We start from the raw sequence: 25,019 nt of genomic DNA on the forward strand, positions 1-25,019 counted from the left end.
TGGGTCTTCAATTTGTGCAATGACAACCGTGTTGTACTGGCTGTCCTTTAGGTGATTGGCCATCGGTTTGGTTGCGTATTTTGCTGCGCGGCTTGAGCCTGCATAGCCTCGACCACCTTCACCGTAATGGGACATCTTCACTAACTTTTCTGCTTGCTCGGCACTGCATACATGTGGGATCTGGATTCCTGTCGCTCCGCAATCTAACGCATTCAAAATGGTCGATGGCTGGCTATCTTGAACTCGAACTACGCAAGGAAGCTGACTAGCGCGCGCAGCCAGAATGCAGCTATCCAGTGTCGATCTATCAAAAGGGGCGTGTTCCGCGTCTAGCACAATGAAAGGGAGTTCAGCCAACGCAAGCACTTCGATGATGTGTGGGTGAGGGGTTTTGACAAAGGTGCCAAGTAGCTCGGTGTTGCTCAGTGTGTTCTTAAAGTTATCCATTACTTTTTATTCTCCATTACTTTTCGTTTTTATTGCAAACGTATGCAAAACTTAACATGTGTTGTTGTAAAAAAAGAGTGAAAAAATGTGATCAATGCAACATAAATTGACTGTATTTTAATCCGATAGACATCGTAACTAACCGTTTTTAAATACTTTTGTTATTTAAAACAATGGCTTGCCTTGAATTTTTTAGGTTGAGAAATGAATTTGCTAAATGTTAGAAAAATGTTTATTTTTGCTTTGCATTCGTATCCAAATTAATACAAAACAAAAATAACTCTGTTAAAACTACACATAAGCAAACACTAGGCATACGCCACAAGGAGAACCAAGCATGGCTCGCATTCTAAAACACGGCATCACTGAAGAAGCATCAGCATCAAACAACGCGCAAGTACGTCAAACGGTTGAGAACATCCTTTCTAACATCGACAAGAAAGGTGACAGTGCAGTACGTGAGCTTTCAGAAAAATTTGATAACTGGTCGCCGGAGCAGTTTCGCTTAACAGATGACCAAATTCAGGCATGTGTGGACGCATTGGACGAATCTACTAAGCACGATATCGAATTTGCACAAACACAGGTTCGTAACTTCGCTCAGATCCAACGTGACTCAATGCATGATGTTGAAGTAGAGACCATGCCGGGTGTTGTACTGGGCCACAAAAACGTGCCAGTAAACAGTGTTGGTTGTTACATCCCAGGTGGTAAGTACCCATTGGTTGCATCAGCGCACATGAGTGTTCTTACTGCGAAAGTGGCTGGCGTGAAGCGTGTGATTGCTTGTGCTCCTCCTTTTAACGGTCAACCAAATGTGGCGATTGTTGCGGCAATGGCGATGGCTGGTGCGGATGAAATTTACTGTTTTGGTGGCGTACAAGCGGTAGGTGCAATGGCACTGGGTACAGAAACGATTGCTCCAGTTGATATGATCGTTGGTCCGGGTAACGCATTTGTTGCAGAGGCCAAACGTCAGCTGTTTGGTCGTGTTGGTATTGACTTGTTTGCTGGCCCAACAGAGACGCTTGTGATTGCAGACGAAGAGGGATGTGACCCTGAATTAGCAGCAGCGGACTTACTAGGTCAAGCTGAGCACGGTTACAACTCTCCAGCGGTACTGCTAACGAATAGCGAAGCTTTTGCAGAAGAGACAGTAAAAGAGATTGAGCGTCAGCTAACGATTCTTCCTACTGCTGAAGTAGCTGGTAAAGCTTGGGAAAACTACGGTCAGGTTATTGTATGTGATAGCTACGAAAAGATGGTTGAAGTAGCAGATGACATTGCTTCTGAACACGTACAAGTAATGACAAAAGATCCTAAGTACTTCCTAGACAACATGACTAACTACGGCGCATTGTTCTTAGGTCGTGAAACGAACGTTTCTTACGGCGATAAGTGTATCGGTACTAACCATACACTGCCAACAAACAAAGCTGCGCGTTACACCGGCGGTTTATGGGTTGGTAAATTCATTAAAACATGTACTTACCAGCGCGTAACTGAAGCGGCTTCACTAAAAGTAGGTGAGTACTGTTCACGACTATGTGCACTAGAAGGTTTCGCTGGTCACAAAGAGCAAGCAGACATTCGTGTACGTCGTTACAAAGAAAAATCGGTAGAGGCATAACATGACAAAACTCGCCTTAGTTACAGGCGGCAGTGGCGGCATCGGTGCCGCCATATGTCACAAATTAGCGCAATCTGGCTATCGCGTTGTCTTTACCTACAACAGCAATGAAGTTGCAGCACAACAGATCTTGGACAGCTTGCAAGATTCTGGTCATGCCATGTATCAACTGAATGTTGAAGACAGCTCTGCGATTGGCGCATTAGCGGACCAAGTTAAAGAGTCGTCGGATTCATTAGACTTGCTAGTGAATTGTGCAGGTATGACAAAGTTTGTCGCGCACAATGATTTAGCATCTTTGAATGATGAGCTGATAGACAAGATCTTGCGCGTCAATGTTCGAGCTCCATTTGCGATGGTTCGCGCGTTTGAACCTTTACTTCGCAGCGCTAAGGGTTGCGTAGTGAACATCACTTCGATTGCAGCACAAACGGCAATGGGTAGTAACGTGGCGTATTGTGCGAGTAAATCAGCGGTTGAAAACATGACACGTTCATTAGGCCGTGCTTTATCTCCAGATATCCGAGTACTCGCTGTTGCTCCTGGCTTAGTGGATACCGAATTTGTCAAAGGGTTAGATGATGAATGGCGCAATGCACAAGAGCAGTCGACACCGCTTAAACGACTAGCGAGTGACGAAGAGGTTGCCAACGCCGTTTATGCAGCTGCAGAGATACTGACATTTTCAACCGGTAACACCATCGCAGTCGATGGTGGAAGACCGCTAGGTTAGGTAAGAAGGAATTTAGAATGACTCTACAAACTACAATAAATAACAATCTCGTTCGTTACATGGAGCTTATCCCAGGCACGAGTGCTTTCATTGATGCACGTACACCGGGAAGCGACCTAAAAGACAACTTCTGTATTATTGGTGCTGGTGTGGCTGAAAGCAGCCGTCAACATGTTCATATTCGTGAAACGGCAGGCTTTAACATTGGTGCAGCAGGTCAGCCTCCAGGCATCAAGAACTCTCTGCACTCTCATCATACTGCTGAGCTATTCGTGGTTTTCAAAGGTCAGTTTAGATTCTACTGGGGTAACGAAGGTGAACACGAAGCCGTATTGTCGCACGGTGATGTTATCTCGATTCCGACGAACCTGTTCCGAGGCTTTGAGGTGGTAGGGCGTGATTACGGCTTTATGTACTCTGTGTTAGGTGGTGACAACTCTGGCGGTGGCGTGGTTTGGCACCCAAGCGTGATTACAGACAGCCAAGGCTATGGTTTATACCTAAAAGCAGACGGCACGCTGATTGATACCGTTGATGGTGACGCAGTGCCTAGTGAGTCTGAATTGATGCCACTACTAACGGACGAAGAGCTGAGCAAGTTTGATACCTACACAGCTGAGCAGATGATGCCTTTCGTTGCACTGAAAAAGGATTACCGAGAAATCTCAGGTGATTTTGACAAGCCTGGCGTTAAACAGTTTGCATTAACGGGTCACCCATCTGCGAGCTACGATTTCCAAGTTAAGAGCGTGGATGACGTGAGCATCATGGCGTACGAGTTAACGGAAGGGGCGAGTATTCCCGTTCACCAACGTGATGAAAAGCAGGTGTTGATTAACTTTGAAGGCGATACTTTGCTCAACCTGGTGAAAGATGGCGAACAAGCTCAACTGGTGTTGACGATTGGCGACGTGTTTAGTGTACCAACAGGTGCATCGTACAGCCTAGAGAACCTAAGAGGTACGAGTTTCACCTACGTGGTATTGGGTTCTGACCAGCCACAAACACTGCAGGAAAACTAATGATGAAACCAGAAGTACCACTGTTATGGTTACCTGGTTTGTTATGTGATGAAGCGTTGTTTCAAGACGTCAATAAAGAGCTGCCCGATTGGGTGGCTCCTTTTACTTGTGATTTGGGAACCGACACATCCATGCAAGCCTTAGCGAGTAAAGTGCTTGAGAACGCCCCGGAAAGATTCGTGCTTGGCGGTTTATCTATGGGCGGCATTCTTGCGTTTGAAGTCTTTCGACAAGCGCCACAACGCGTGAAAGGTTTGATCTTAATGGACACCAACTCTGCAGATGAAAAGCCAGAAGTGTCGGAAAAAAGAAACGCCTTGGTTGATAAAGCAAAAGCAGGGGAGTTTGAGTCAATAACGCCTGATATTCTAATGCCAGTGCTTATTCATCCGAACCAGTTAGCAAATCAAGAGCTGACTCAAAGAATCACGCAAATGGCGAACAATATTGGCGTTGAAAGGTTTGAAGCTCATGCTCAAGCGTTGGCGACTCGTCCTGATGCGAGACCACTACTGGCCGATATCCAGGTTCCTACGTTGATCATTACTGGCAAAGATGACCTTTTATGTCCAATCGATAATCATTTGTTGATGGCAAAACACATCAAGCAGATATCGCTTCACGTCATTCCTGATTGCGGACACTTATCGACAATGGAGCATCCAAAGATCGTTGCGCAGCATATTCGTAGTTGGTTTGAAGCCAGTCAGCTATGATTCTTTATAGTGAGCTGAAGAAGCCACTTTTCATGCAGTGTATGCAATATAAAGTGCAGTGCGCTTTTTATTGCACTTGTTACCATGTTTGCCACTGCACTTTGCACCTTACCTAAGCACTAATAGCCATCGCTGACTTACAAGCCGCTTCTTACCTGCTTCGCCACAAACTCTAGAAATCTATCCCTGAGTGGATTCTCACTCTCTCCATTCCATATTAATCCGACAGGCCAAGTGGCGTGTTCACCTTGTAATGCAATGAATTCAACTTTGGTGTTGCTTATCTGCTGTGCGCTGCTCGGTACTATGGTGAAGCCAATGTTCGCCGAGACTAACGCTAGCAAGGTAAGGATATCATCAGCTTCTTGCGTCTTTGATAGATCGAGGTTGTTCGCTAGGCAATATTGTTGGATCTGTTTGTCTAGGCCCGGGCCGCGATATTGAGCGAGCTTTAGGTAAGGCCATTTCGCTAACTCAGAGATAATCAGAGCTTTGCTTGGCGCTTGCTTGAGAAGATCTTTGTGTATCGCAATCACAAGGGAGTCATCGAAAAGCGTTAGGCTGTTTAGAACGGGCGAACAGGGGATTCGATTGAAGCTTATATCGAGTTCGTGACTCAATAACTCATCCGTCTGCTGCTTAGAAGGGGTGTCATTCAAGGTGATGCGAACATTCGGCTGCTGTTGTTTGTACGCTGCAATCATCTTAGGTGCCTTATGATAAGTGGACACGCCAAATCCAATGTTTAAATGCCCCTCTGTCCCGTTGACCACCGAGCCAGAAAGCTGCTCAAAGGTTTGCATTGAATCGACCAAGCGTTGGGCATCTGCCAGTAACGTCTTGCCTGCGTGTGTTAGCTCTGCGCCATTTCGACCACGAGAGAACAGGCTCGCTCCAATATTGGATTCAAGCCGCTGAATCTTTTTGGTGAGTGCCGACTGAGTAATGTAGAGCTGCTCTGAAGCCAAACGATAATTTCCCGACTTAGCCAGCTGACAAAATGCCTTCAGTAAATCAAATTCCATTCCAAATGCTAATCAAACTGAGAATATCTTTCATTATATGGAATTGAAGTGATTTTTTATACTGGCTTCATAGCAAATCGGATAAAGCGAAAATTAGAGGACGAATCATGAAAAGAGATATCAAAGTAGCATCGATCCAGTTTAACCATCATGCCGGCGACAAGGCTTACAACTTATCGGTGATTGAGCATTACGTTCAACAAGCGGCGGGCAGTGGTGTAGAGATCATCAGCTTCCCTGAGATGTGTATTACTGGCTACTGGCATGTGTCTGCTTTAGCGCGAGACGAAATCGAAGCACTCGCGGAGCCAGTACCGAGCGGCGAATCCACTCAACAGCTCGTTTCGTTGGCAACACGATTTGGACTGAGCGTTGGTGCGGGCTTGATAGAGCAGGATGTGAATGACGAGTTATACAACACTTATGTATTCGCGATGCCAAATGGGGAAGTACAAAAGCATCGCAAATTGCACACTTTCGTAAGCCCGTATATGAGTAGCGGCGATCAATACTCAGTGTTTGATACGCCCCACGGTTGCAAAGTGGGTATCTTGATTTGTTGGGATAACAACTTGGTTGAGAACGTTCGAATTACCGCTTTGAAAGGGGCCGATATATTGATTGCACCCCATCAGACGGGCGGTTGCCATTCACGTAGCCGAAATGCGATGAAGCGGATTGACCCGAAACTATGGATTAATCGAGATGAAAACCCAGAAGCGATTCGTGCTGAAATGCAGGGCAAGAATGGTCGTGAGTGGCTAATGAGGTGGCTACCGGCAAGAGCACACGATAACGGTATGTTTGTGGTGTTCAGTAACGGCGTTGGCGTTGATATGGATGAAGTAAGGACAGGCAATGCGATGATCCTAAGCCCTTACGGGGAGATCATCACAGAGACGGACAGCGTTGGTAACGACATGGTAATTGCAAAGCTAAAAGCCGAAGAGTTAGATATGTGTACCGGGAGACGTTGGATTCGTGGTCGTAAGCCAGAGCTTTATCATGCACTGACGCAGTCGTTAGGTAATGAACTGGACCCACACCAAGCGCGTTTTGCAGAGAAATAATGTCGAAGGTACTGGTGGGTAAAGTGAGCGAGTCAAGCGAGTGATTAATGGATAAGTGGGCAAGGGGTCTGTTCTTTAGCTCTTAATTTAGTCTCCCCACTTAAATCGTTTTTAAGTTGGGAGACTATCTACACTGGGATAAGCAATTGCCTATGTTTAGTGGCGAGTTCGAGACGAAGTAAGATCCGCAGCTCTAAGTTGAGCAATCGCTTTTGCTAGTTCAAGCTGAGCTTGTGCGAAGTTAACGTCTACGTTGCCCTTATTGATGTTTTCTAGAGCAGCGTGTTTAGCTTCTTCAGCGCGAGCGCGATCAATGTCTTTTGCGTGCAAAGCAGTATCGGCCAACACGGTCACTACATCGGGTTGAACTTCAATTATCCCACCAGACACATAAAGCACTTCATCTTCTGCTTTTGGGTCGGTGACAAACACCGTCACGCCCGGTTTTATTTTGCTGAGAAGCGGAGAATGACCGGGACGAATCCCGAGTTCACCATCTGCTCCAGAAACGGCTAGGGCATATGCCGGCCCTGAAAACAGCGTACCTTCCGCACTTACGATATTAAGTTGAAATGTATTGTCTGTAATTCCAATAGCCATGATGCACCTACCTGTTAGAGTGATTTCGCTTTTTTAAGCACTTCGTCGATAGAGCCACAGTACAAGAATGCTTGCTCTGGAATGTCGTCGTATTCACCATTTAATAGGCCTTTGAAGCCTCTTAGCGTTTCGCTGAGTGGTACAAACACACCTTTCTGACCGGTAAAGACTTCCGCTACGTGGTAAGGCTGAGTTAAGAAACGTTCAATCTTACGTGCGCGAGATACGACCTGCTTATCTTCGGTAGAAAGCTCATCCATACCAAGAATCGCGATGATGTCTTTAAGCTCTTTGTAGCGTTGCAGCGTGGTTTGAACCGTTTGTGCAATGTCGTAGTGCTCTTGGCCTACGATCAGCGGATCCAATTGACGTGACGTTGAATCTAACGGGTCAATTGCAGGGTATAAACCCAGTGCCGCGATGTTACGAGACAGTACAACGGTCGCATCTAAGTGAGCAAAGGTTGTTGCTGGCGACGGGTCAGTCAAGTCATCCGCAGGTACGTATACCGCTTGGATAGAGGTGATAGATCCTTGTTTTGTTGACGTGATACGCTCTTGAAGTACGCCCATCTCTTCCGCCAATGTTGGCTGGTAACCTACCGCTGAAGGCATACGACCTAACAGCGCAGATACTTCTGTCCCCGCAAGCGTGTAACGGTAGATGTTATCGATGAATAACAGTACGTCACGGCCTTCATCACGGAAGCGTTCAGCCATAGTTAGACCAGTAAGCGCAACACGTAGACGGTTACCCGGTGGCTCGTTCATTTGGCCGTAAACCATGGCAACTTTGTCTAGTACGCCAGCTTCTTTCATCTCGTAGTAGAAGTCGTTACCTTCACGAGTACGTTCACCTACACCGGTAAACACAGACAAACCTGAGTGAGCTTTGGCGATGTTGTTGATAAGCTCCATCATGTTGACGGTTTTACCTACACCTGCACCACCAAACAGACCAATTTTACCACCCTTAGCGAATGGACAGATAAGGTCGATAACCTTAACACCTGTCTCAAGCAATTCAGTGCTGTTCGCTTGTTCTTCATAAGAAGGGGCTTCGCGGTGGATCTCGTAGTTCTCTTTTTGGCCGATTTCACCACTTTCATCGATAGGTTGACCAAGTACGTTCATGATACGGCCTAGTGTTTCTTCACCTACCGGAACGGTGATTGGAGAGCCTGTATTTTCAACGGTTAGGCCACGACGCAAGCCGTCTGATGTACCCATCGCAATACAGCGAACAATGTTGCCACCCAGTTGCTGTTGAACTTCTAATACTAGCGAGCTTGCTTCGTCGCTAGTGACTTTCAATGCATCATAAACGCGCGGGCTGTTATTGCCGCTAAACTCGACGTCGACCACCGCGCCGATCACTTTTACTATTTTTCCTACACTCATGTGTAATTCCTCAAATTCTATTCTGACCCGCTCTTGTCTGCCCTTAGACAGCTTGAGCACCTGAGACGATTTCACTCAGCTCTTGGGTAATGGCAGCTTGTCGTGCCTTGTTGTACACCAATTGCAAATCATCGATGAGCTGGCCTGCGTTGTCGGTAGCGGCTTTCATTGCTACCATTCTGGCAGCTTGCTCACAGGCAATGCTCTCAACGATGCCTTGATACACTTGAGATTCGATGTATCGGTGTAACAGTTCAGAGAGTATGTCTCTTGGCGCTTGCTCATAGATGTAGTCCCAACGACGTTCTTTCTTGGCTTCACCGTCTGCCTCCGAGTCAGAAGGGTGGGGTAGAAGCTGTAAAGTCGTTGGAGCTTGAACCATGGTGTTAACGAACTGGTTGTAGACTAAGTACAAGCTGTCGATTTTGCCTTCGTCATAGTGACCAAGCATCGCGTTAACCGTACCTAAGATGTCTTCTAACTTAGGTGCGTCACCTAGGCCTGACGTTTGTGCGATAACATTGCCGCCGCGTTGGAAAAATGAGATAGCTTTTGAACCAATTAAGGTAGTTTCCACCTCAACACCCTTAGCACGCCATTGCTCCATTTCTTCCAGCACTTTCTTGAACAAGTTGGAGTTCAAGCCACCACATAAGCCGCGGTCAGACGAAATAATGATGTAAGCCACGCGCTTAGGTTCACGCTGTTGAAGGTAAGGGTGCTGGTATTCCAGCGACCCTGATGCAACATGGGAGATAACCTTACGCATGTTTTCGGCATATGGTCGCGTCTGAGTCATGTTGTCTTGAACCTTACGCATCTTACTTGCCGCGACCATTTCCATTGCACTTGTGATTTTCTGAGTGTTACTAACACTGGCTATCTTGGTGCGAATTTCTTTAGTACTTGCCATAATCTGCTCCTATTTGTTTTTGTTTCCAGCTAACAAACCGGAGCACTTACCAAGCTTTCATCCCAACAAAACCTTCTAGAATCTCTTTAAGAGCACTATCGATTTCGTCGTTGTAATCACCTGTCGCATTAATCTTGTCGATCAGCGCTGGGTTTTGAGCTTTGGCGTACGCGATCAGCTCTTCTTCGAAGCGGGCTAGGTTGTTTAGCTCAACATCGACTAGGTAGCCTTTTTCAGCCGCGTAAATCACAGTAGCTTGCTCTGCAACCGACATAGGGGAGTACTGCTTTTGCTTCATCAGTTCAGTCACACGCTCACCATGGTCAAGTTGCTTACGCGTCATCTCATCGAGATCAGAAGAGAACTGAGCGAATGCCGCCAATTCACGGTATTGAGCCAGTGAAGTACGGATACCACCAGATAGCTTCTTGATGATCTTGCACTGCGCAGCACCACCCACACGGGATACCGAGATACCTGGGTCAACAGCTGGACGTAAGCCTGCGTTAAATAGCTGAGTCTGTAGGAAAACCTGACCGTCGGTAATCGAGATTACGTTGGTTGGTACGAATGCCGATACGTCACCTGCTTGAGTTTCAATGATAGGAAGCGCAGTTAATGAGCCTGTTTGGCCTTTCACTTCACCGTTAGTGAACTTCTCTACATACTCTGCATTGACTCGTGCTGCGCGTTCTAGCAGGCGTGAGTGAAGGTAGAATACGTCGCCAGGGAAGGCTTCACGACCCGGTGGACGTTTAAGTAGCAATGAGATTTGGCGGTATGCGACCGCTTGTTTGGATAGGTCATCGTAGATGATCAGTGCATCTTCACCACGGTCACGGAAGTATTCGCCCATGGTGCAACCCGCGTAGGGTGCTAGGTATTGCAGTGCTGCTGATTCTGAAGCTGATGCGACAACCACAATGGTGTTTTTAAGTGCATCGTGTTCTTCGAGCTTACGAACCACGTTAGCGATGGTTGATGCTTTCTGACCAATCGCCACATACACACATTTGATGCCTGAGTCTTTCTGATTAATGATGGCGTCGATTGCTAATGCCGTTTTACCTGTCTGACGGTCACCGATGATCAGTTCACGTTGACCACGACCGATAGGCACCATGGTATCTACCGCTTTGTAGCCAGTCTGAATAGGCTGGTCTACAGACTTACGCTCAATTACACCTGGGGCAATCACTTCTACAGGGTCAAGACGGTCACAACTTATTGGACCTTTACCATCAATTGGCTCACCTAGAGTGTTTACTACACGGCCTAGGAGCCCATTACCGACTGGTACTTCCAAGATACGCCCAGTACCTTTTACTTTCATGCCTTCAGAAAGGTCAATGTAAGGACCCATTACCACAGCACCAACAGAGTGGGTGTCTAGGTTAAGTGCAAGTGCGTATTTGCCACCAGGTAGTTCAATCATCTCGCCTTGCATCACATCTGCAAGGCCATTGATGGTGATGATGCCATCACGAACCGATACGATAGTGCCTTCGTTGCGAGCTTCAGTGCTCACGTTAAATTGCGAGATTCGTTCTCTAATTAGATCACTAATTTCATTTGAATTTAATTGCATTTTATTACCTATCTCGCGTGAAGTTGATTAGCTAATCGGCTTATTGATGTGTTCAATGAACCATCGATAACGGTTTCACCCGCCTTGATGACAATCCCACCGACCAGTGAGTCATCAATCACCTGTTCTAATTCAACCTGACGCTCTAATTTCTTCTCAAGTGCAGCCGTTAATGAGGTAACTTGACCTGATGTAAGGCATTCTGAGCTGGTGACAGTGACAGGAATTACACGTTCATGTTCGTCCTTCAGCTCGTTGAACAAGCTAAACAAGTCTTTTACGACGGAAAGGCGACCATTCTCAGCCAACACTCGAATTAGGTTGATAACGTGTTCATCAACCAACCCTTGGCAAACGTGAATGATGAGATTGGCGAGCTGTTCAGTTTGTTGGGCGCTTGCCCCTTCTGCTGAGATAATCTGATCAGCGATCGCTTCTTCTTCCGTTATTGCCACAAGAATCGAAAGCATCGAGTGCCACTCTTGTAACTTGTTTTCACCCAAAGCAAAGTCGAATGAGGCTTTGGCGTAGGGATGAGCAATATTGGTGTAATCTGACATACTGCCTCCGCTTACAGTTCGCTAATGAGCTGATCAACTAACGCTCGGTTCGTTTCTGAATCTAGGTTTTTGTTGATCAGCTTCTGTGCACTTTGAATAACGGCATCTGCCATGTCTGCCTGAAGTTCACGACGTAACTTTTGACGCTCACTTTCTAGTTCGGCTCTGCCTTGCTCTAGGATGCGAGCTTTTTCTTGCTCTGCTTCTTCGTGCGCTAAGCTGATGATTTCGTTGCGGCGTTTTTTGCCTTGTTCAATCAGTTCAGTGACGTTGCGTTTTGCATCTTCGACAAGTTGTGCGCCATTGGATTTTGCTAGTTCTAGTTCTTTCGCTGCATTCTCTGAATGGCGTAAACCATCAGCAATTTCTTTTTGGCGCTCGTCTAACATTGCGGTGAGAGGGGGCCATACATATTTCATGCATAGCCAAACAAAAATCACGAATGAGATTGCTTGCCCGAACATGCTTGCATTTAAGTTCATACCTTCCTCGCTAAATCTTGATTAATTACAAATCGATCTTTTCAAAGCTTTTTGATTAAGCCACGGCGAAGATGATGTATAGACCGATACCAACACCGATCATTGGTACTGCATCCACAAGACCCATCATGATGAAGAATTGAGTACGAAGCATTGGAGTAAGGTCTGGTTGACGAGCAACACCTTCAAGGTATTTACCTGCCAAGTTACCAATACCTGACGCTGCACCTGCCGCACCTAAACCAATCAGTAATGCACCTGCTACATATAAAACTGCGCTTACGATATCCATTTGTATCTCCGATAAATAATTTGTTGGTTAAATTTTTAGTTATTAATTAGTGGTGTTCTTCTGTTGCCATACCTAAATAAACAACGGTCAGTACCATAAATATAAATGCTTGCAAGAATACGATTAATATATGGAATAGTGCCCAAGGAACACTCAGTGCCCATTGCATCCACCATGGCATTAATGCGATAAGAATAAATATCATCTCACCTGCATACATGTTTCCGAATAATCGTAAGCCTAGTGATATAGGTTTTGAAATTAATGTTATTAATTCAAGAACTAAGTTAACAGGGTATAAAAGAGGGTTATCAAATGGCTGAGTAGTAAGCTCTTTGATAAAGCCTTTCAATCCTTTATTTTTAAACGTATAAGTTAACAGTAAGATAAATACACCGAGTGCCATCGACATTGGAATATTTACGTCTGCCGTCGGTAGATCTCTAAAGTGTTCTAGACCTATCGCACGACTTAATGCCGGTATGAAATCTATTGGTAATAAATCGACCGCGTTCATCAACAACACCCAAACAAAAGTGGTTAATGCCAGTGGTCCTATTAATTTATCCTCCGCTTGAAAAATCTCTTTTACTAGGTTGTTTACAAAATCAAATATCAGTTCGATAAAACATTGAAATCGACCTGGAACACCGCTGGTGCCCTTGGTTACTACGTATCGAAAAGCTCCAATAAACAGTAAACCCGTAATCCAAGATACCAACATCGAGTCGATGTTGAACGCCCAGAAACCATCACCTGTAGTTAAGAAGGTTAAGTGATGCTCTATGTATTCGTGAGCGGTAGTTACTTGATCCATACTACACGTACTCCGATCTTGTAGAGGCAGTAATAAATGGTGTTAAGAAGTACCCAACCATAGTGAAAATATATGCGTACAATATTACTGGATTATCCAATTTGAAAAACTGGAATGCCAAGATAAACATTAAGAACGTATAAGTTATTTTCACGACACGACTCATTTGCATTAAGTCACGTAAACTATAATTAGAGTTCTTGCGCACCTTTAGGCTTGCATATATAAAACCAAACAGCGGAGGTAACATCGCAATAACAATGCCCAAAGCTGATGATTCCATATCTACCTTATTACCAAAAAACACTTCATATAAAACTACACCGACGGCTAATACTATTTGGCAGAGAACAACTCTTTTAGCAGCAACAAGGATGTCACCACTTATCCCGTTAAGCCTCATAATAAAACCTTATATTTAACAGTGTTAGCTCATATAAAACACAGTTTGAATATGTCTTGCTACTCGCATTTACTTGTTAATAAAATTTTGCTTGTTAACAAAGATATAATCTTGCTGGTTTTATATCTCCTGACGAAATATAACGATATAAACTAATTCGCTCTCGTTTCGACAAAACATAAACTACGCCTAAAATTATGTGATAAAAACGACAAATATCGACATCAATAATTCCATTTTTGAAATGGGTGTTTTTCATTTGTGAAATTAATAATTATGCCACTTTAATCATGAATATTTCAGATGCTTTATTGATAACTTTTAGTATTAAGAATTGCCTGAATAATTCAGAGTCATGCTAAGTGATCTTAAGGTGGTTAGTTTATACTTTTCATGCACTTACTGAGTGTATTTGTAAGGGTGAGAGTCAGGCGGTAGATGTGTTAATTCATCACTACTCGGTTATTTATAACGAGCGGCGTGCGTTTATTTACGCAGAAATATATATTTTTTATCTATTACTCATGAAGCGTGGAAAAACTGTGTCACATCAATGGTTATCCACGTTTTTCTTACTCATCGAGATATTTATGGTTGGTTAGATTGGAAGGTGAGGGGAAGAATTGAGAGTGTTAAAACGGTTTTTATTAAGTTCAGACCCTACTTCAGAGCTTGTTGATTGTGGTTGATGCGACCAGTTAAAGCGTATTCCGCCAGTAACAAATGGCAGTGACGCACTGCCATTTGTTAAATTTTGCTTATGGAGCTTCATAGCTCAGATATTGAATACACAAATCATGAAAAGCTTGCGCTTGGGGTGAGATAGTACGGTCAGACAGTCGGAATATTCCAATTTGACGCTGTAACGGCGGGTCGATCAAAGGAATCCACAGTAAACGTGTTTCATTGGTTGGGAAAGCAAGCTTAGGCAGTGTGGTTACCCCAATGCCTAATTCCAAAACAGAAAATAGAGAAGTGATGTTTTCTACCGAATACAGGGCTTGTTCACTGAGCATACGTGCAGGTGTTGGATCGAGTAGGGTGCAAGTCCCGTTACGAATAAAGGGCTGTTTTAACAGCGTTTGCCATTCGATCCCTTCAGGTTGAGCGGCGATAGGGTTGTCCTTTAAGCAGACCACACCGATAGGATCGGAAAGAAGTGGGGTGAAGTCGATACTCTCTTCCTCTAAATGGGAGGTATTGCCTAGGGCGACATCCACCTCTCCAGAAAGTAATCTTGCTTCTACACCTGCCGCATTATCATCAATGAGGCTCACCTCAACGTTTGGGTACTGTTCACAAAAGGCCCCTAACACGCTAGGGATCAATTTGGCTGCCACCGACGGCACGCTCGCTATTCGAACTCTTCCTTGTTGCCCGGCCGCCGCTGCACGTAAGTCATTATCTAATGCTTTGTAAACATTCAAGAATTGGATAATTTTTGGTAGGCATATTTCACCGAAAGGTGTCAGCGTAGATTTGTTGCCTGTTTCAAACAGTGGCTGGCCGAGTATTTTCTCAAGCTCTTTTATCGAAGTAGAAAGTGCCGCCTGAGAGCGATTGGCTCGGTGAGAAGCAGCTCGAAATCCACCTTCTTCGACGACTAAAACAAAATGTTTTAACTGTTGTAGCTTAATACTCATTACTTCGATCCCTCTCTAGCCCTTGCTATACCTTACTTTATGCAAGGTGATAGATTTTATTTATCAAATGCACAAAATTTACCGTTAGATTTATCAGGCGTCAAGGTGCAGTATTTAACCATCTTGAAACATAGTTGTTACAAAGTTGGATGAAATCGTGAACGCACAAACTAAAAAACACCCAGTAAAAACCGCTCTTTTTGCTTCAAAAGCACCACTAGAGTGGGCAATCGTTAATAACGGCACTCTATACACGGCTCAGATTCCAATTGATGAAACGGGCGCAGTAGTAGAGGGCGGTATTGAAGCGCAAACGCGTCAGACTTTTAACAACCTTGTTCATACCTTGGAGTGTGCAGGCGAATCGATGGATTCTGTACTTCAGGTTCTGATTTACGTAACTGACCGTGAATACCTGAAAACGGTAAACAGCGTATACGGAGAATACTTCAACGCACCTTATCCTAATCGTGCAGCAGTCGTTGTTGCAGGGCTAGCTAGAGAAGAGATGTTGGTTGAGTTCGTGGTTTATGCATCGGCTTCTCAACCTGAATAAATGGACTGTGAACTGAAGCAATTTGCCAATCTAAGCTGTTTGTCTACGTAGATCTTTACTGATACAAGCGAATAGTTTTACGTCTAGATACAAAATTAATACTTATTCTCTATATAAATTAACAATTTATTAATTAATCCGATGGTTGCCAGACTCAACCGCAACCTAACGTTACAAGGACAGAATGATGACTCACTTACAGAATGTTCAAGCAGAAAACGCACTTTACATTGGCGGCGAATGGCAAGCGGGTGTAAGCACCGTAGCGAACATTAACCCATCAGATATTTCTGAAAACATTGGCAACTTTGCGCAAGCAAGTGGCGAGCAAGTTCAACAAGCGATTTCAGCGGCAAAATGCGCTCAACCAGAATGGGAAAAAACACCGATTGAACGTAAGCAAGCCGTGCTTCAAGCCATTGGTGATGAGCTGATTGCTCGTTGCGATGAGTTGGGTACTTTGCTTTCTCGTGAAGAAGGTAAGCCTTTTGCTGAAGGTCGTGGTGAGATTTACCGTGCAGGTCAGTTCTTCCAATACTTTGCGGCTGAAGTGCTTCGTCAAATTGGCGATAACGCAGACTCAGTACGCCCTGGCGTTTCTGTTGAAGTGACTCGTGAAGCCGTTGGTGTTATTGGCATCATCTCTCCTTGGAACTTCCCGACAGCAACAGCAGCTTGGAAAATCGCTCCAGCGCTTGCTTTTGGTAACAGCGTTATCTGGAAGCCAGCAAATCTAACACCAGCAAGTGCCGTTGCGCTTACTGAGATCATCCACCGCCAAGGTATCCCAGCAGGTACGTTCAACCTTGTTCTTGGTAGCGGTTCAACGGTTGGGGACGCACTGATCAACTCTAAAGAAGTGAACGGTGTCAGCTTTACCGGTTCTGTTGATACGGGTCGTAAAGTGGCAGCGGCTACCGCACCAAACTTCGTTCGTTGCCAATTGGAAATGGGCAGTAAGAACGCGCTGGTTATCGCTGATGATGCAGATATCCAAACCGCAGTTGAAGCAACTATTGCCGGCTCTTTCTCTGGTGCAGGTCAAAAATGTACAGCGTCTTCTCGTCTTGTGGTTATGGATAGCGTTCACGACCAGTATGTTGAAGCACTGATTAAACGTATGAGTGAGCTGAAAGTGGGTCACGCATTAGAAGAGGGCGTGTTCATGGGCCCAGTTGTTGATGGCAACCAGCTTGAAGCGAACCTAGGTTGGGTTGAGAAAGCGCGTCAAAGTGGCGGTGAGCTAGCATTCGGCGGCGAACGCTTGAGCATGCAACACGAAGGCTTCTATATGTCTCCAACGTTGTTCTTGAACACTAAGAACGATTGGGAAGTTAACCAAGAAGAAGTGTTTGCACCAATGGCAAGCGTGATTCGAGTGGCTGACTTGGACGAAGCGATTGCAACAACTAACGATACTCGCTTTGGCCTAACAGGCGGCATCATCACTCAAAGCCTACGTACTAGCGCACTGTTCAAGCAACAAGCGCAAACAGGCTGTGTGATGGTCAACCTGCCAACTGCAGGTACGGATTATCACGTACCGTTTGGCGGCCGCAAAGAATCTAGCTTCGGTCCTCGTGAGCAAGGTCAATACGCGAAAGAGTTCTACACAGTAGTGAAGACGGCTTACCAGCGGCCTTACTAATCGCTCTATATATAAGAATTGGATAGCTCAAGGCATTAAGTCACTCGCTACCCAGCTATCGAATTGGCCTGAACCTCAGGGTCAGGCCAACATTCAAACTCAAACAGAAATAACAGTAGAGAAGTGATTTAACCCATTTTTGAAAACATGTTACTTGAGCATGTTTTCAAAACCGAGCTTGAACACTGAGCTTTCAATAGGAGTGGTTATGTACCAGCAACGGATTGTTATAGATGGATTGCAATACTGCAATTGGAACAGAGAATATTTCCAAACACTAAAGGCGAGCGGCATTACAGCAGTTCACGCTACCGCGGTTTACCACGAGACGGCTCGTGAAACCTTATCTCGCTTTGCAGAGTGGAACTTAAGATTCGAGCAGAACGCAGATCTTATTATGCCGATTCATTCAATGGCTGATGTTGAGACTGCAAAAGCGACCGGCAAAGTCGGTATTTTCCTTGGCGCTCAAAACTGTTCGCCAATCGATGATGAGATTGGTCTTATCGAAGTGATGCGTAAGCAAGGTCTTTTGATCATGCAACTGACATACAACAACCAGAGCTTATTGGCGACGGGTTGTTACGAGAAGAACGACACCGGTATTACTCGTTTCGGTAAGCAAGCCATCGGAGAGATGAACCGAGTAGGCATGATCATCGATATGTCCCACAGTGCCGAGCGCTCAACACTTGAAGCGATTGATTTGTCTTCGCGTCCTATTTGTATCAGCCACGCTAACCCAACATTTGCTCATGATGCACTGCGTAACAAATCAAACGATGTGATTAAAGCTGTCACCGCACGTGGTGGCTTAATCGGATTCAGTTTATACCCATTCCACCTACCTAATGGTAGCCAATGTACTTTAGAAGACTTCTGCCAGATGGTTGCAACTACCGCTGATATGGTGGGCGTAGAACACCTGGGTATTGGCAGTGACCTGTGTTTAAACCAGCCTCAAGCCGTTCTTGAATGGATGAGAAATGGTCGTTGGTCTAAAGCGATGGACTACGGTGAAGGTTGTGCGAGTAATTCAGGTTGGCCAGATGCGTTGCCTTGGTTCTGTGGTAGTTCGGGTATGGAAAATATTTATAACGGATTGATGCGTCATGGCTTTAGTGAGTCTGAAGCCGGGCAAGTCTTGGGAGAAAACTGGTTTAACTTTTTGAAAGATGGCCTAGAGCCTCAAAGCCAAAGTTAAGCTGCGCTTCTTACTAATAGGCATCTAATAAACAGTCTGCTAGATATGTTCATTTAGCGAGTACTGCTTCAATCAAAATCACTATTTAAAAGGAACAACGGTCTATTTCGCAACGCGGTAACCCAAACATGGATTAGCCTGCCCAAAACAAAAAACAATAGGGCAGGTGTTAAATACACCCTTGTAGTCATCATTTTTATGACAGCTGCAAAGAAACCTCTGGAGTCAGAGTATGTCTGATTTAACCAATAGCGTGAAATCTTCAAGCGTAAATGCGGGTCAAGCACACACAGCAAATAATGCAACAAGCAACACCAACCAGTCTGAATCTACCTCAGACAAATTAGGGTTATCCAACCCGGCACTTTGGTACAGTGGCGGTTTTATCGCTCTGTTTGTGACACTGGCCCTATTTGATGGCGAACTGTTATCAACTCTGGTTAACAAGGGCTTTGCGTGGTCGGTAAAAGTATTCGGTCCTTACTGGCAAATACTACTTCTTTTGACATTTCTTATTGGTCTTGGCCTAGCGGCAGGGCGAACAGGTAAGGTTATTCTAGGCGGTATCGCGAAACCTGAAATGGATGGTTTCCGTTGGATGGCGATCATCTTCTGTACGCTACTTGCGGGTGGCGGCGTATTTTGGGCTGCAGCTGAGCCGATTGCTCACTACGTTAGTCCACCACCACTGTACGGTGCACAAGAGAACGCACAGCAAGGTGCTGTGAACGCTTTATCGCAATCTTTCATGCACTGGGGTTTCCTAGCATGGGCAATCGTCGGCAGCTTAACGTCTATCGTGGTTATGCACCTTCACTACGACAAAAGCTTGCCACTTAAACCGCGTATTTTGCTTTACCCAGTATTAGGCGAACGTGCACTGAAAGGTCACATCGGCGCTTTGATTGATGCATGTTGTATTGTCGCTGTAGCGGCGGGCACCATTGGTCCTATTGGCTTCTTGGGCTTGCAAGTGAGCTATGCACTGAATGCACTGTTTGACATCCCTGATGGCTTCACGACGCAGCTTATCATCATCTTGTTCGCTATCGTTCTATACACATTATCGGCATTGAGCGGCCTTAACCGCGGAATGCAAATGCTAAGTCGATACAACGTGATTCTGGCAATGGCGTTGATGGTTTATATCCTTATCTTTGGCCCTACAAACTTCATCTTCAATGGCTACATTCAAGGTGTAGGTAGCATGATCGATAACTTCATCCCAATGGCGACATACCGTGGTGACGAAGGTTGGTTGAGCTGGTGGACAGTATTCTTTTGGGGTTGGTTCCTAGGTTACGGCCCAATGATGGCAATCTTTATTGCACGTATCTCTCGCGGTCGTAGTATTCGCCAACTGGTTTCAACCATCAGCTTAGTTGCACCCTTTGTTACTTGTTTCTGGTTCACGATTGTTGGTGGCTCTGGTCTTGCGTTCGAAATCGCAGACCCAGGTAGCGTAAGTAAAGCGTTTGAAGGCTTTAACTTACCAGGTGCTCTACTAGCGGTAACTCAGCAATTACCAATGCCGATGCTTATCTCTGTACTGTTCCTGATCTTAACCACGATTTTCATCGTAACGACTGGCGACTCAATGACTTACACCATCAGTGTTGTAATCAGTGGTGAGACAGAACCGAATGCAATCATCCGTACTTTCTGGGGTGTGATGATGGGCATAACTGCGTTGATTCTGATTTCACTAGGCTCTGGGGGTATTTCAGCGCTGCAATCTTTCATCGTAATTACAGCGGTTCCGGTATCCTTAATCTTGCTGCCATCGCTTTGGAATGCGCCTCAAATCGCAATTAAGATGGCGAAAGAGCAGGGTCTATAAAGAAACTGTAGAGATAACGCTCTCTAACAATGAAAGAGAAACAAGGTATTAGCCCTTGGAATAAGGCTGATACCAGATTCCGAAAGGAAGAGAAAACCCGTACTGGTGAAGATACATCGGACGGCAAATATTTAGGTCAAGAGATCTAGTCAGGACAAATAATAAGGGGTGAGTTCGCTTACTCCAATAACGTGAAAGCTAACCAACATACTGTCGCTATAAATGCTTCAAAAGACAGCAACGATCGGTTCTGAATGGCTAGCAAAACCCTTATAACTACAAAGGTGGTGAGCAAAATGGATGCACATCGTTCTACCTACACTGAATCAGCACTACGTGACGCAACGGTCGTCATGGCACCGGAAAGACTGGGTGCTATGCACCAAACACGCATCAGCTTCGTAAGAACTCTGATTCGTAAAATGGCGCAACAGCAATGGAAAGTGACTAAGCATGAGTGGCAATTAGACCCTCAAGGGTATGGTCATGCTATCTATAAGCTACAGACGCCAAACCATGTTTATCATTTGGTTGTTTTCTGCGATGAGATTGCAGACGACGAGCGAAATGACCGTGTAATTGCTGAAAAGTGGGACGTAACATTTGCTCTGGTTTTTGGTGATGTGGATGTCGCTCTACTTGAGAGACTTCGTGCGAATGTACCGCTACAAGAAGCAGGCCGTAACTCTAACAATGTGCTTGTTTTAGCGCGTGCTAACAAAAGCGTACGTGTGTTTGAACACATAGTGAGTCACTTGGCTAAAGGGGCTCAACCAACGCCAAAAGAGTTAGCGGAAGTGGGCTACATCCTGCGAACCACTGCGGTTTATGGCAATGGTAAGTTCGGTATTGCTGACTTCAAGATCTTAGAGAAGAATCCAGATTTCAATCAGTCGTTTAGCGCTCAAATGTGTGCGGTATACATGTTGCGTGAATTCAGCTTGGACTGGGTTCATTACCTAGCAGAGCAACAAGGCGGTGAACAAGCGATTACCTTGCATAGAGGCTTACAACGCTATCTAGGTGTGGGTAATGCTACAGGTTTAGGCATGGCGCCATTTTTGATTAACCACCCAAGTATTGTCGACCAATGGATGACAACCCGTGAGCATGCATTAGCTGACGTGTTGGCTAATCACACGGATACGACGTTGATCAAGCCAATACGTACATTAGTTAAAAAAGCGATTTGTCATTTAGAACAAGTCGTTACCATCAATGAAAATCAGCAAGAGCTGAACAAAGCTGCTGTGCATGAGTTGAAGCACGCAGAGCAATCGCTAGAAGCGTCTGTCAGCCAATGTGATACATGGGCGCAGTTAGTTGAACAATCTAAGCACATGAGTATGGAAGCCCAAGAAGTCCTTATCTCATGCTTGATGGAGTTGTACCCGGATTTAGTGGACGCCCATCAGGAGCAGATGAATTGTAGCGAGACACTGTCACTTCCTAGCGGTAAGAAGATACAAGATCTGTTGGTGATCTTAGAAGAAAAGTACCGTTGGGCAATCACAACCGACTTTACTAAAGCAGAAAACAACTACTGGTTCTGGTATCGCTCTCAAGACAAAGAAGAGCCAAGGCTCGGTGTTCGAGGGGAAGAGCTGGGTGAAGAGCGTGAACTGCCGCTAGATATCGCTCGTCAAGCTTACCGCTTGTACCATGCTTTATTGCAGTTTACGCCGGAGCTCTCATTAGCCGAGTTCTTAGTAAAACAGCCACAGCATCGTGCTATAGCTCGCCGCGTATGGACACTGGGCAACAAAGCGATGGGGGACATTCAAATGAATGTGCTTCATAAAGCGTCGCTGCCGATTCATCTGTTACGTTGCAAGTTAGCGATGTTTGGTGCAACTAAGTTTGATCCGCGCTCTGATCGTTGGGTTCGCGTGACTTTCTTCCAAGGGGCGCCGTTGCTTGACGAAATTCATCAAGACGAGTGGGTATTCCCACTGTTGCCGAGTGAAGCGGAGCTTGCAGGCTCACATAACGTTCCTACACATATCAATGCTCAACATGGAGGTAAATCGCTATGATCGTTTCTCACAATGAACTGGTCGCGGCCGTCAACAAAGCCTTTTTAGGGATGCGTCGTACATGTGGTGAAGCCGATGTAATAGCGAACATGGTGGCTGATTTGCAAATGGTAGGCTTGGATGGTGTGCGTCATTTTAATAATGCGAGCAACTTTATCGGTCTAGAGAACGACTGCCCAGTTGATATTCAATTGACAAGCGATAACACGGTCGAAGTTGACTTACATAAGGCAAGCTTGGCGTGTCACCTTCCTGTCGTGATGGATTACGCGATTGAAAAAATGGTCGGCAATAAATCGCTTAAGATTGAGCTAAACAACTGCCACAACCGCTGGTTAGCCTACAGTGAGCTTGTAAAACTAGCAGCGAAAGGTATTGCGTGCACTGCACATTGGGACAATGGCTCAAACCCTAAGAGCACCTTGTATGTGCTTAACCGTGGTTGCGTTGCTCCAGAGCTGTTTTTATCAGATTTGCCTCTGACATCGGACGAACATATCCATAATATGACCATCGAACTATCCGTCCAGGATTTCGATATCGAACGCTTGTCAGATGGCTACCAAACGCATGTCACGTCTGAGTCGTTATTTAAGACACAAGAAGAGGCGTGGCGTGATGGCATTGAGGTCAACGACGCAGAGTGGGCGACATTAAAAGAAACCGCCACGGCGATTCTCGTTGAAAATAGCCAGCGTTCAATTCAAGGGGCAGGAGAGTTAGTAGCCTCATAGCGGATTGAATTTAGCGCAAGATAAACATCAGACAACACCAAAAGAGCTTAACGTATCCTCACCTCGTTAAGCTCTTTTTATTTTCCAGCTTCTTTATTTACTCATTCCTTGATAAAGCCTCAAACACACGCTGTTTTGACACAGGTTGTTACGATACGAACACTCCTTAAGCAATCAAATGAAGCACCTTCACATTCATGCTAAACAAACGGTTTCATTTAAGAGCTACTATGCGTATCTTGCTAACTATGTGTGCCAAAGGGCGCCACTTTTATTCGTACCGATGACATTAGAATCAGATAAAAAGGAATGAAGCGTGCAAGCTAAGTTTATAGATGGAACCACCCTGTATCGTCAGCACTATTTTGAACTACCACTCGATTATCAAGCGAAAGGTGGACAGCAGATTCAAGTCTTTGCTCGTGAAGTGGTCGATCTAGCAAAAGACAGCCAAGAGCTCCCGTGGCTTATTTACTTTCAGGGTGGCCCAGGTTTTCCTTCACCACGAGTGAGTGGAGAATCCGGTTGGATAAAACGTGCGTTACAAAACTACCGCGTTCTGCTTCTCGATCAGCGCGGTACCGGTAATAGTACGGTAATCAGCCATGAAACCTTGGCGCATTTGTCTCCAGAGCAACAAGCTGAATATCTAACGCACTTTAGAGCCGACAACATTGTTCGTGATGCGGAAGCGATTCGTGAAAAATTTGGTGTTAAGCAGTGGTCGACAATTGGCCAGAGCTTTGGTGGCTTTTGTACTCTAAGCTACTTGTCGCTGTTCCCGCAAAGCTTGCAACGCTGCTATGTCACGGGCGGTATCCCGTCTATTGAACGTGAAGCTGACGATGTCTACCGCGCGACCTATAAGCGTGTTGAAGATAAGAACAGAGCCTTCTTTGCTCAATTCCCACAAGCACAAGCCATGTGTCGCGAGATTTCTGATTATCTGCTTAACAATGAAGTGAAGCTACCAAACGGTCAGGTATTTACTGTTGAACAATTCCAATTGATTGGTATTAACCTTGGTGCTGGCGCGGCAAACCTTCCTATGTACTTCACATTAGAGAGTGCGTTTGTTGAAGCAAATGGTAAAAAGCAGCTGAGCTACAGCTTCTTAAATCAAATGCAACAAGAGCAGGGTTACCTAACCAACCCAATCTATGCGATTTTACATGAATCGATCTATTGCCAAGGGACAGCATCAAATTGGTCGGCTCACCGAGTTCGCGAGCAGTATCCACACTTTAACTATCAATCGGGTGGTGAATTCAGGTTTACTGGCGAGATGGTCTACCCATGGATGTTTGATCAACTAGAAACTTTGAAGCCACTGCGTGAAGCGGCGAATATCTTAGCTGAGAAGTCAAATTGGGGCATTTTGTATAACGCAGAGCAGCTTGGCAAGAATACTGTGCCAATGGCGTGTGCTGTTTATGCCGACGATATGTACGTTGAACTTGATTACAGCCTTGAAACACTGGCGAACATTCCAAACTCAAAAGCGTGGATCACTAATGAATATGAGCACAACGGCTTACGGGCAGACGGCGAAAGAATCGTAGACAAACTGATGACCATGGTTGAAGCATTAGAGAATCTGCCAAAGTAATTTCGCTAGCCTTATCTGAAATAAAGGCGTTAAAAATAAGCGACGTCAGAA

Annotated in this window: 23 protein-coding genes and 1 pseudogene; 12 read left to right on the forward strand and 12 right to left on the reverse strand. The window is 45.3% G+C overall.

Translation table 11 applies throughout. The annotated features are described in order from the left end of the window. Positions 1–447, reverse strand: a 447-nt coding sequence (locus A3712_RS00990) for an HpcH/HpaI aldolase family protein (protein ID WP_231891751.1), incomplete at its 3' end; no start/stop codon positions are given. Between the two features lie 337 nt (positions 448–784). On the opposite strand from A3712_RS00990, the gene hisD reads away from it, so the two are divergent. Genes hisD through A3712_RS01010 form a run of 4 tightly spaced genes read left to right on the forward strand, consistent with a single transcriptional unit; the run spans position 785 to position 4,548 of the window. After that, positions 785–2,077: a histidinol dehydrogenase gene (gene hisD / locus A3712_RS00995; RefSeq protein ID WP_063521894.1), complete on the forward strand. Its 1,293-nt coding sequence runs from the start codon at positions 785–787 to the stop codon at positions 2,075–2,077. Position 2,078: 1 nt separating this feature from the next. Beyond that, complete coding sequence (locus A3712_RS01000; protein ID WP_063521895.1) at positions 2,079–2,810, forward strand: SDR family NAD(P)-dependent oxidoreductase; 732 nt, start codon at positions 2,079–2,081, stop codon at positions 2,808–2,810. A 17-nt stretch (positions 2,811–2,827) separates the two neighbouring features. After that, positions 2,828–3,832, forward strand: a complete 1,005-nt coding sequence (locus A3712_RS01005) for a hypothetical protein (protein ID WP_063521896.1) — start codon at positions 2,828–2,830, stop codon at positions 3,830–3,832. 2 nt (positions 3,833–3,834) lie between these two features. After that, a complete protein-coding gene (locus A3712_RS01010; RefSeq protein WP_063522098.1) occupies positions 3,835–4,548 on the forward strand; it encodes an alpha/beta fold hydrolase in 714 nt (237 codons plus the stop codon). Between the two features lie 137 nt (positions 4,549–4,685). Here A3712_RS01010 and A3712_RS01015 read toward each other — a convergent pair whose 3' ends face one another. Then, a complete protein-coding gene (locus tag A3712_RS01015; protein ID WP_063521897.1) occupies positions 4,686–5,573 on the reverse strand; it encodes a LysR family transcriptional regulator in 888 nt (295 codons plus the stop codon). Positions 5,574–5,680: 107 nt separating this feature from the next. Here A3712_RS01015 and A3712_RS01020 point away from each other — a divergent pair, with 107 nt between their 5' ends. Continuing rightward, the gene (locus A3712_RS01020; RefSeq protein WP_063521898.1) at positions 5,681–6,643 is read left to right on the forward strand and encodes a nitrilase family protein; all 963 of its coding nucleotides are present in this window, start codon (positions 5,681–5,683) and stop codon (positions 6,641–6,643) included. A 156-nt stretch (positions 6,644–6,799) separates the two neighbouring features. Here the strand turns inward: A3712_RS01020 and A3712_RS01025 are convergent, their stop codons facing one another. The 10 genes from A3712_RS01025 to A3712_RS01070 form a co-directional block, all read right to left on the reverse strand. Continuing rightward, a complete protein-coding gene (locus A3712_RS01025) occupies positions 6,800–7,243 on the reverse strand; it encodes a F0F1 ATP synthase subunit epsilon (RefSeq protein WP_063521899.1) in 444 nt (147 codons plus the stop codon). Between the two features lie 14 nt (positions 7,244–7,257). Then, the gene (atpD, locus tag A3712_RS01030; protein WP_063521900.1) at positions 7,258–8,643 is read right to left on the reverse strand and encodes a F0F1 ATP synthase subunit beta; all 1,386 of its coding nucleotides are present in this window, start codon (positions 8,641–8,643) and stop codon (positions 7,258–7,260) included. Positions 8,644–8,686: 43 nt separating this feature from the next. Further along, positions 8,687–9,556 (reverse strand): F0F1 ATP synthase subunit gamma, encoded by an 870-nt coding sequence (atpG, locus tag A3712_RS01035; RefSeq protein ID WP_063521901.1) that lies wholly within the window; start codon positions 9,554–9,556, stop codon positions 8,687–8,689. A 46-nt stretch (positions 9,557–9,602) separates the two neighbouring features. Beyond that, positions 9,603–11,144, reverse strand: coding sequence for a F0F1 ATP synthase subunit alpha (gene atpA / locus A3712_RS01040; RefSeq protein WP_063521902.1), 1,542 nt, complete (start codon positions 11,142–11,144; stop codon positions 9,603–9,605). Positions 11,145–11,152: 8 nt separating this feature from the next. Further along, a complete protein-coding gene (locus A3712_RS01045) occupies positions 11,153–11,704 on the reverse strand; it encodes a F0F1 ATP synthase subunit delta (RefSeq protein ID WP_063521903.1) in 552 nt (183 codons plus the stop codon). Between the two features lie 11 nt (positions 11,705–11,715). Continuing rightward, positions 11,716–12,186 (reverse strand): F0F1 ATP synthase subunit B, encoded by a 471-nt coding sequence (locus tag A3712_RS01050; RefSeq protein WP_004741166.1) that lies wholly within the window; start codon positions 12,184–12,186, stop codon positions 11,716–11,718. Positions 12,187–12,241: 55 nt separating this feature from the next. Continuing rightward, positions 12,242–12,478, reverse strand: coding sequence for a F0F1 ATP synthase subunit C (atpE, locus tag A3712_RS01055; RefSeq protein WP_004730405.1), 237 nt, complete (start codon positions 12,476–12,478; stop codon positions 12,242–12,244). 46 nt (positions 12,479–12,524) lie between these two features. Then, positions 12,525–13,295 (reverse strand): F0F1 ATP synthase subunit A, encoded by a 771-nt coding sequence (atpB, locus tag A3712_RS01060; protein WP_063521904.1) that lies wholly within the window; start codon positions 13,293–13,295, stop codon positions 12,525–12,527. Position 13,296: 1 nt separating this feature from the next. After that, positions 13,297–13,698 carry a hypothetical protein gene (locus A3712_RS01065; RefSeq protein ID WP_063521905.1) on the reverse strand — a complete coding sequence of 134 codons (402 nt, stop codon included), beginning with the start codon at positions 13,696–13,698 and terminating at the stop codon, positions 13,297–13,299. A gap of 758 nt (positions 13,699–14,456) precedes the next feature. After that, entirely contained in the window at positions 14,457–15,341 is an 885-nt protein-coding gene (locus A3712_RS01070; protein ID WP_063521906.1) for a LysR family transcriptional regulator, read from the reverse strand. A gap of 157 nt (positions 15,342–15,498) precedes the next feature. On the opposite strand from A3712_RS01070, the gene A3712_RS01075 reads away from it, so the two are divergent. The 7 genes and pseudogenes from A3712_RS01075 (at position 15,499) to A3712_RS01105 (ending at position 24,968) form a co-directional block, all read left to right on the forward strand. Continuing rightward, complete coding sequence (locus A3712_RS01075; RefSeq protein WP_004741170.1) at positions 15,499–15,897, forward strand: RidA family protein; 399 nt, start codon at positions 15,499–15,501, stop codon at positions 15,895–15,897. Between the two features lie 187 nt (positions 15,898–16,084). Further along, positions 16,085–17,545 carry an aldehyde dehydrogenase family protein gene (locus tag A3712_RS01080; RefSeq protein ID WP_063521907.1) on the forward strand — a complete coding sequence of 487 codons (1,461 nt, stop codon included), beginning with the start codon at positions 16,085–16,087 and terminating at the stop codon, positions 17,543–17,545. A 208-nt stretch (positions 17,546–17,753) separates the two neighbouring features. Next, positions 17,754–18,749: a membrane dipeptidase gene (locus tag A3712_RS01085; protein WP_063521908.1), complete on the forward strand. Its 996-nt coding sequence runs from the start codon at positions 17,754–17,756 to the stop codon at positions 18,747–18,749. A gap of 232 nt (positions 18,750–18,981) precedes the next feature. Continuing rightward, positions 18,982–20,589, forward strand: coding sequence for a BCCT family transporter (locus A3712_RS01090; RefSeq protein WP_063521909.1), 1,608 nt, complete (start codon positions 18,982–18,984; stop codon positions 20,587–20,589). Between the two features lie 222 nt (positions 20,590–20,811). Beyond that, positions 20,812–22,625, forward strand: a pseudogene (locus A3712_RS01095) (hypothetical protein). Beyond that, positions 22,622–23,359 (forward strand): DUF3726 domain-containing protein, encoded by a 738-nt coding sequence (locus A3712_RS01100; RefSeq protein ID WP_063521911.1) that lies wholly within the window; start codon positions 22,622–22,624, stop codon positions 23,357–23,359. Before A3712_RS01095 ends, A3712_RS01100 begins: the two are co-directional and overlap by 4 nt. A 316-nt stretch (positions 23,360–23,675) precedes the next feature. Next, positions 23,676–24,968: an alpha/beta fold hydrolase gene (locus A3712_RS01105; RefSeq protein ID WP_063521912.1), complete on the forward strand. Its 1,293-nt coding sequence runs from the start codon at positions 23,676–23,678 to the stop codon at positions 24,966–24,968. Positions 24,969–25,019: the final 51 nt, after the last annotated feature.

Origin of the sequence: Vibrio sp. HI00D65 (genome assembly GCF_001635455.1) — a bacterium.
In the GTDB taxonomy this organism is placed as follows: domain Bacteria; phylum Pseudomonadota; class Gammaproteobacteria; order Enterobacterales; family Vibrionaceae; genus Vibrio.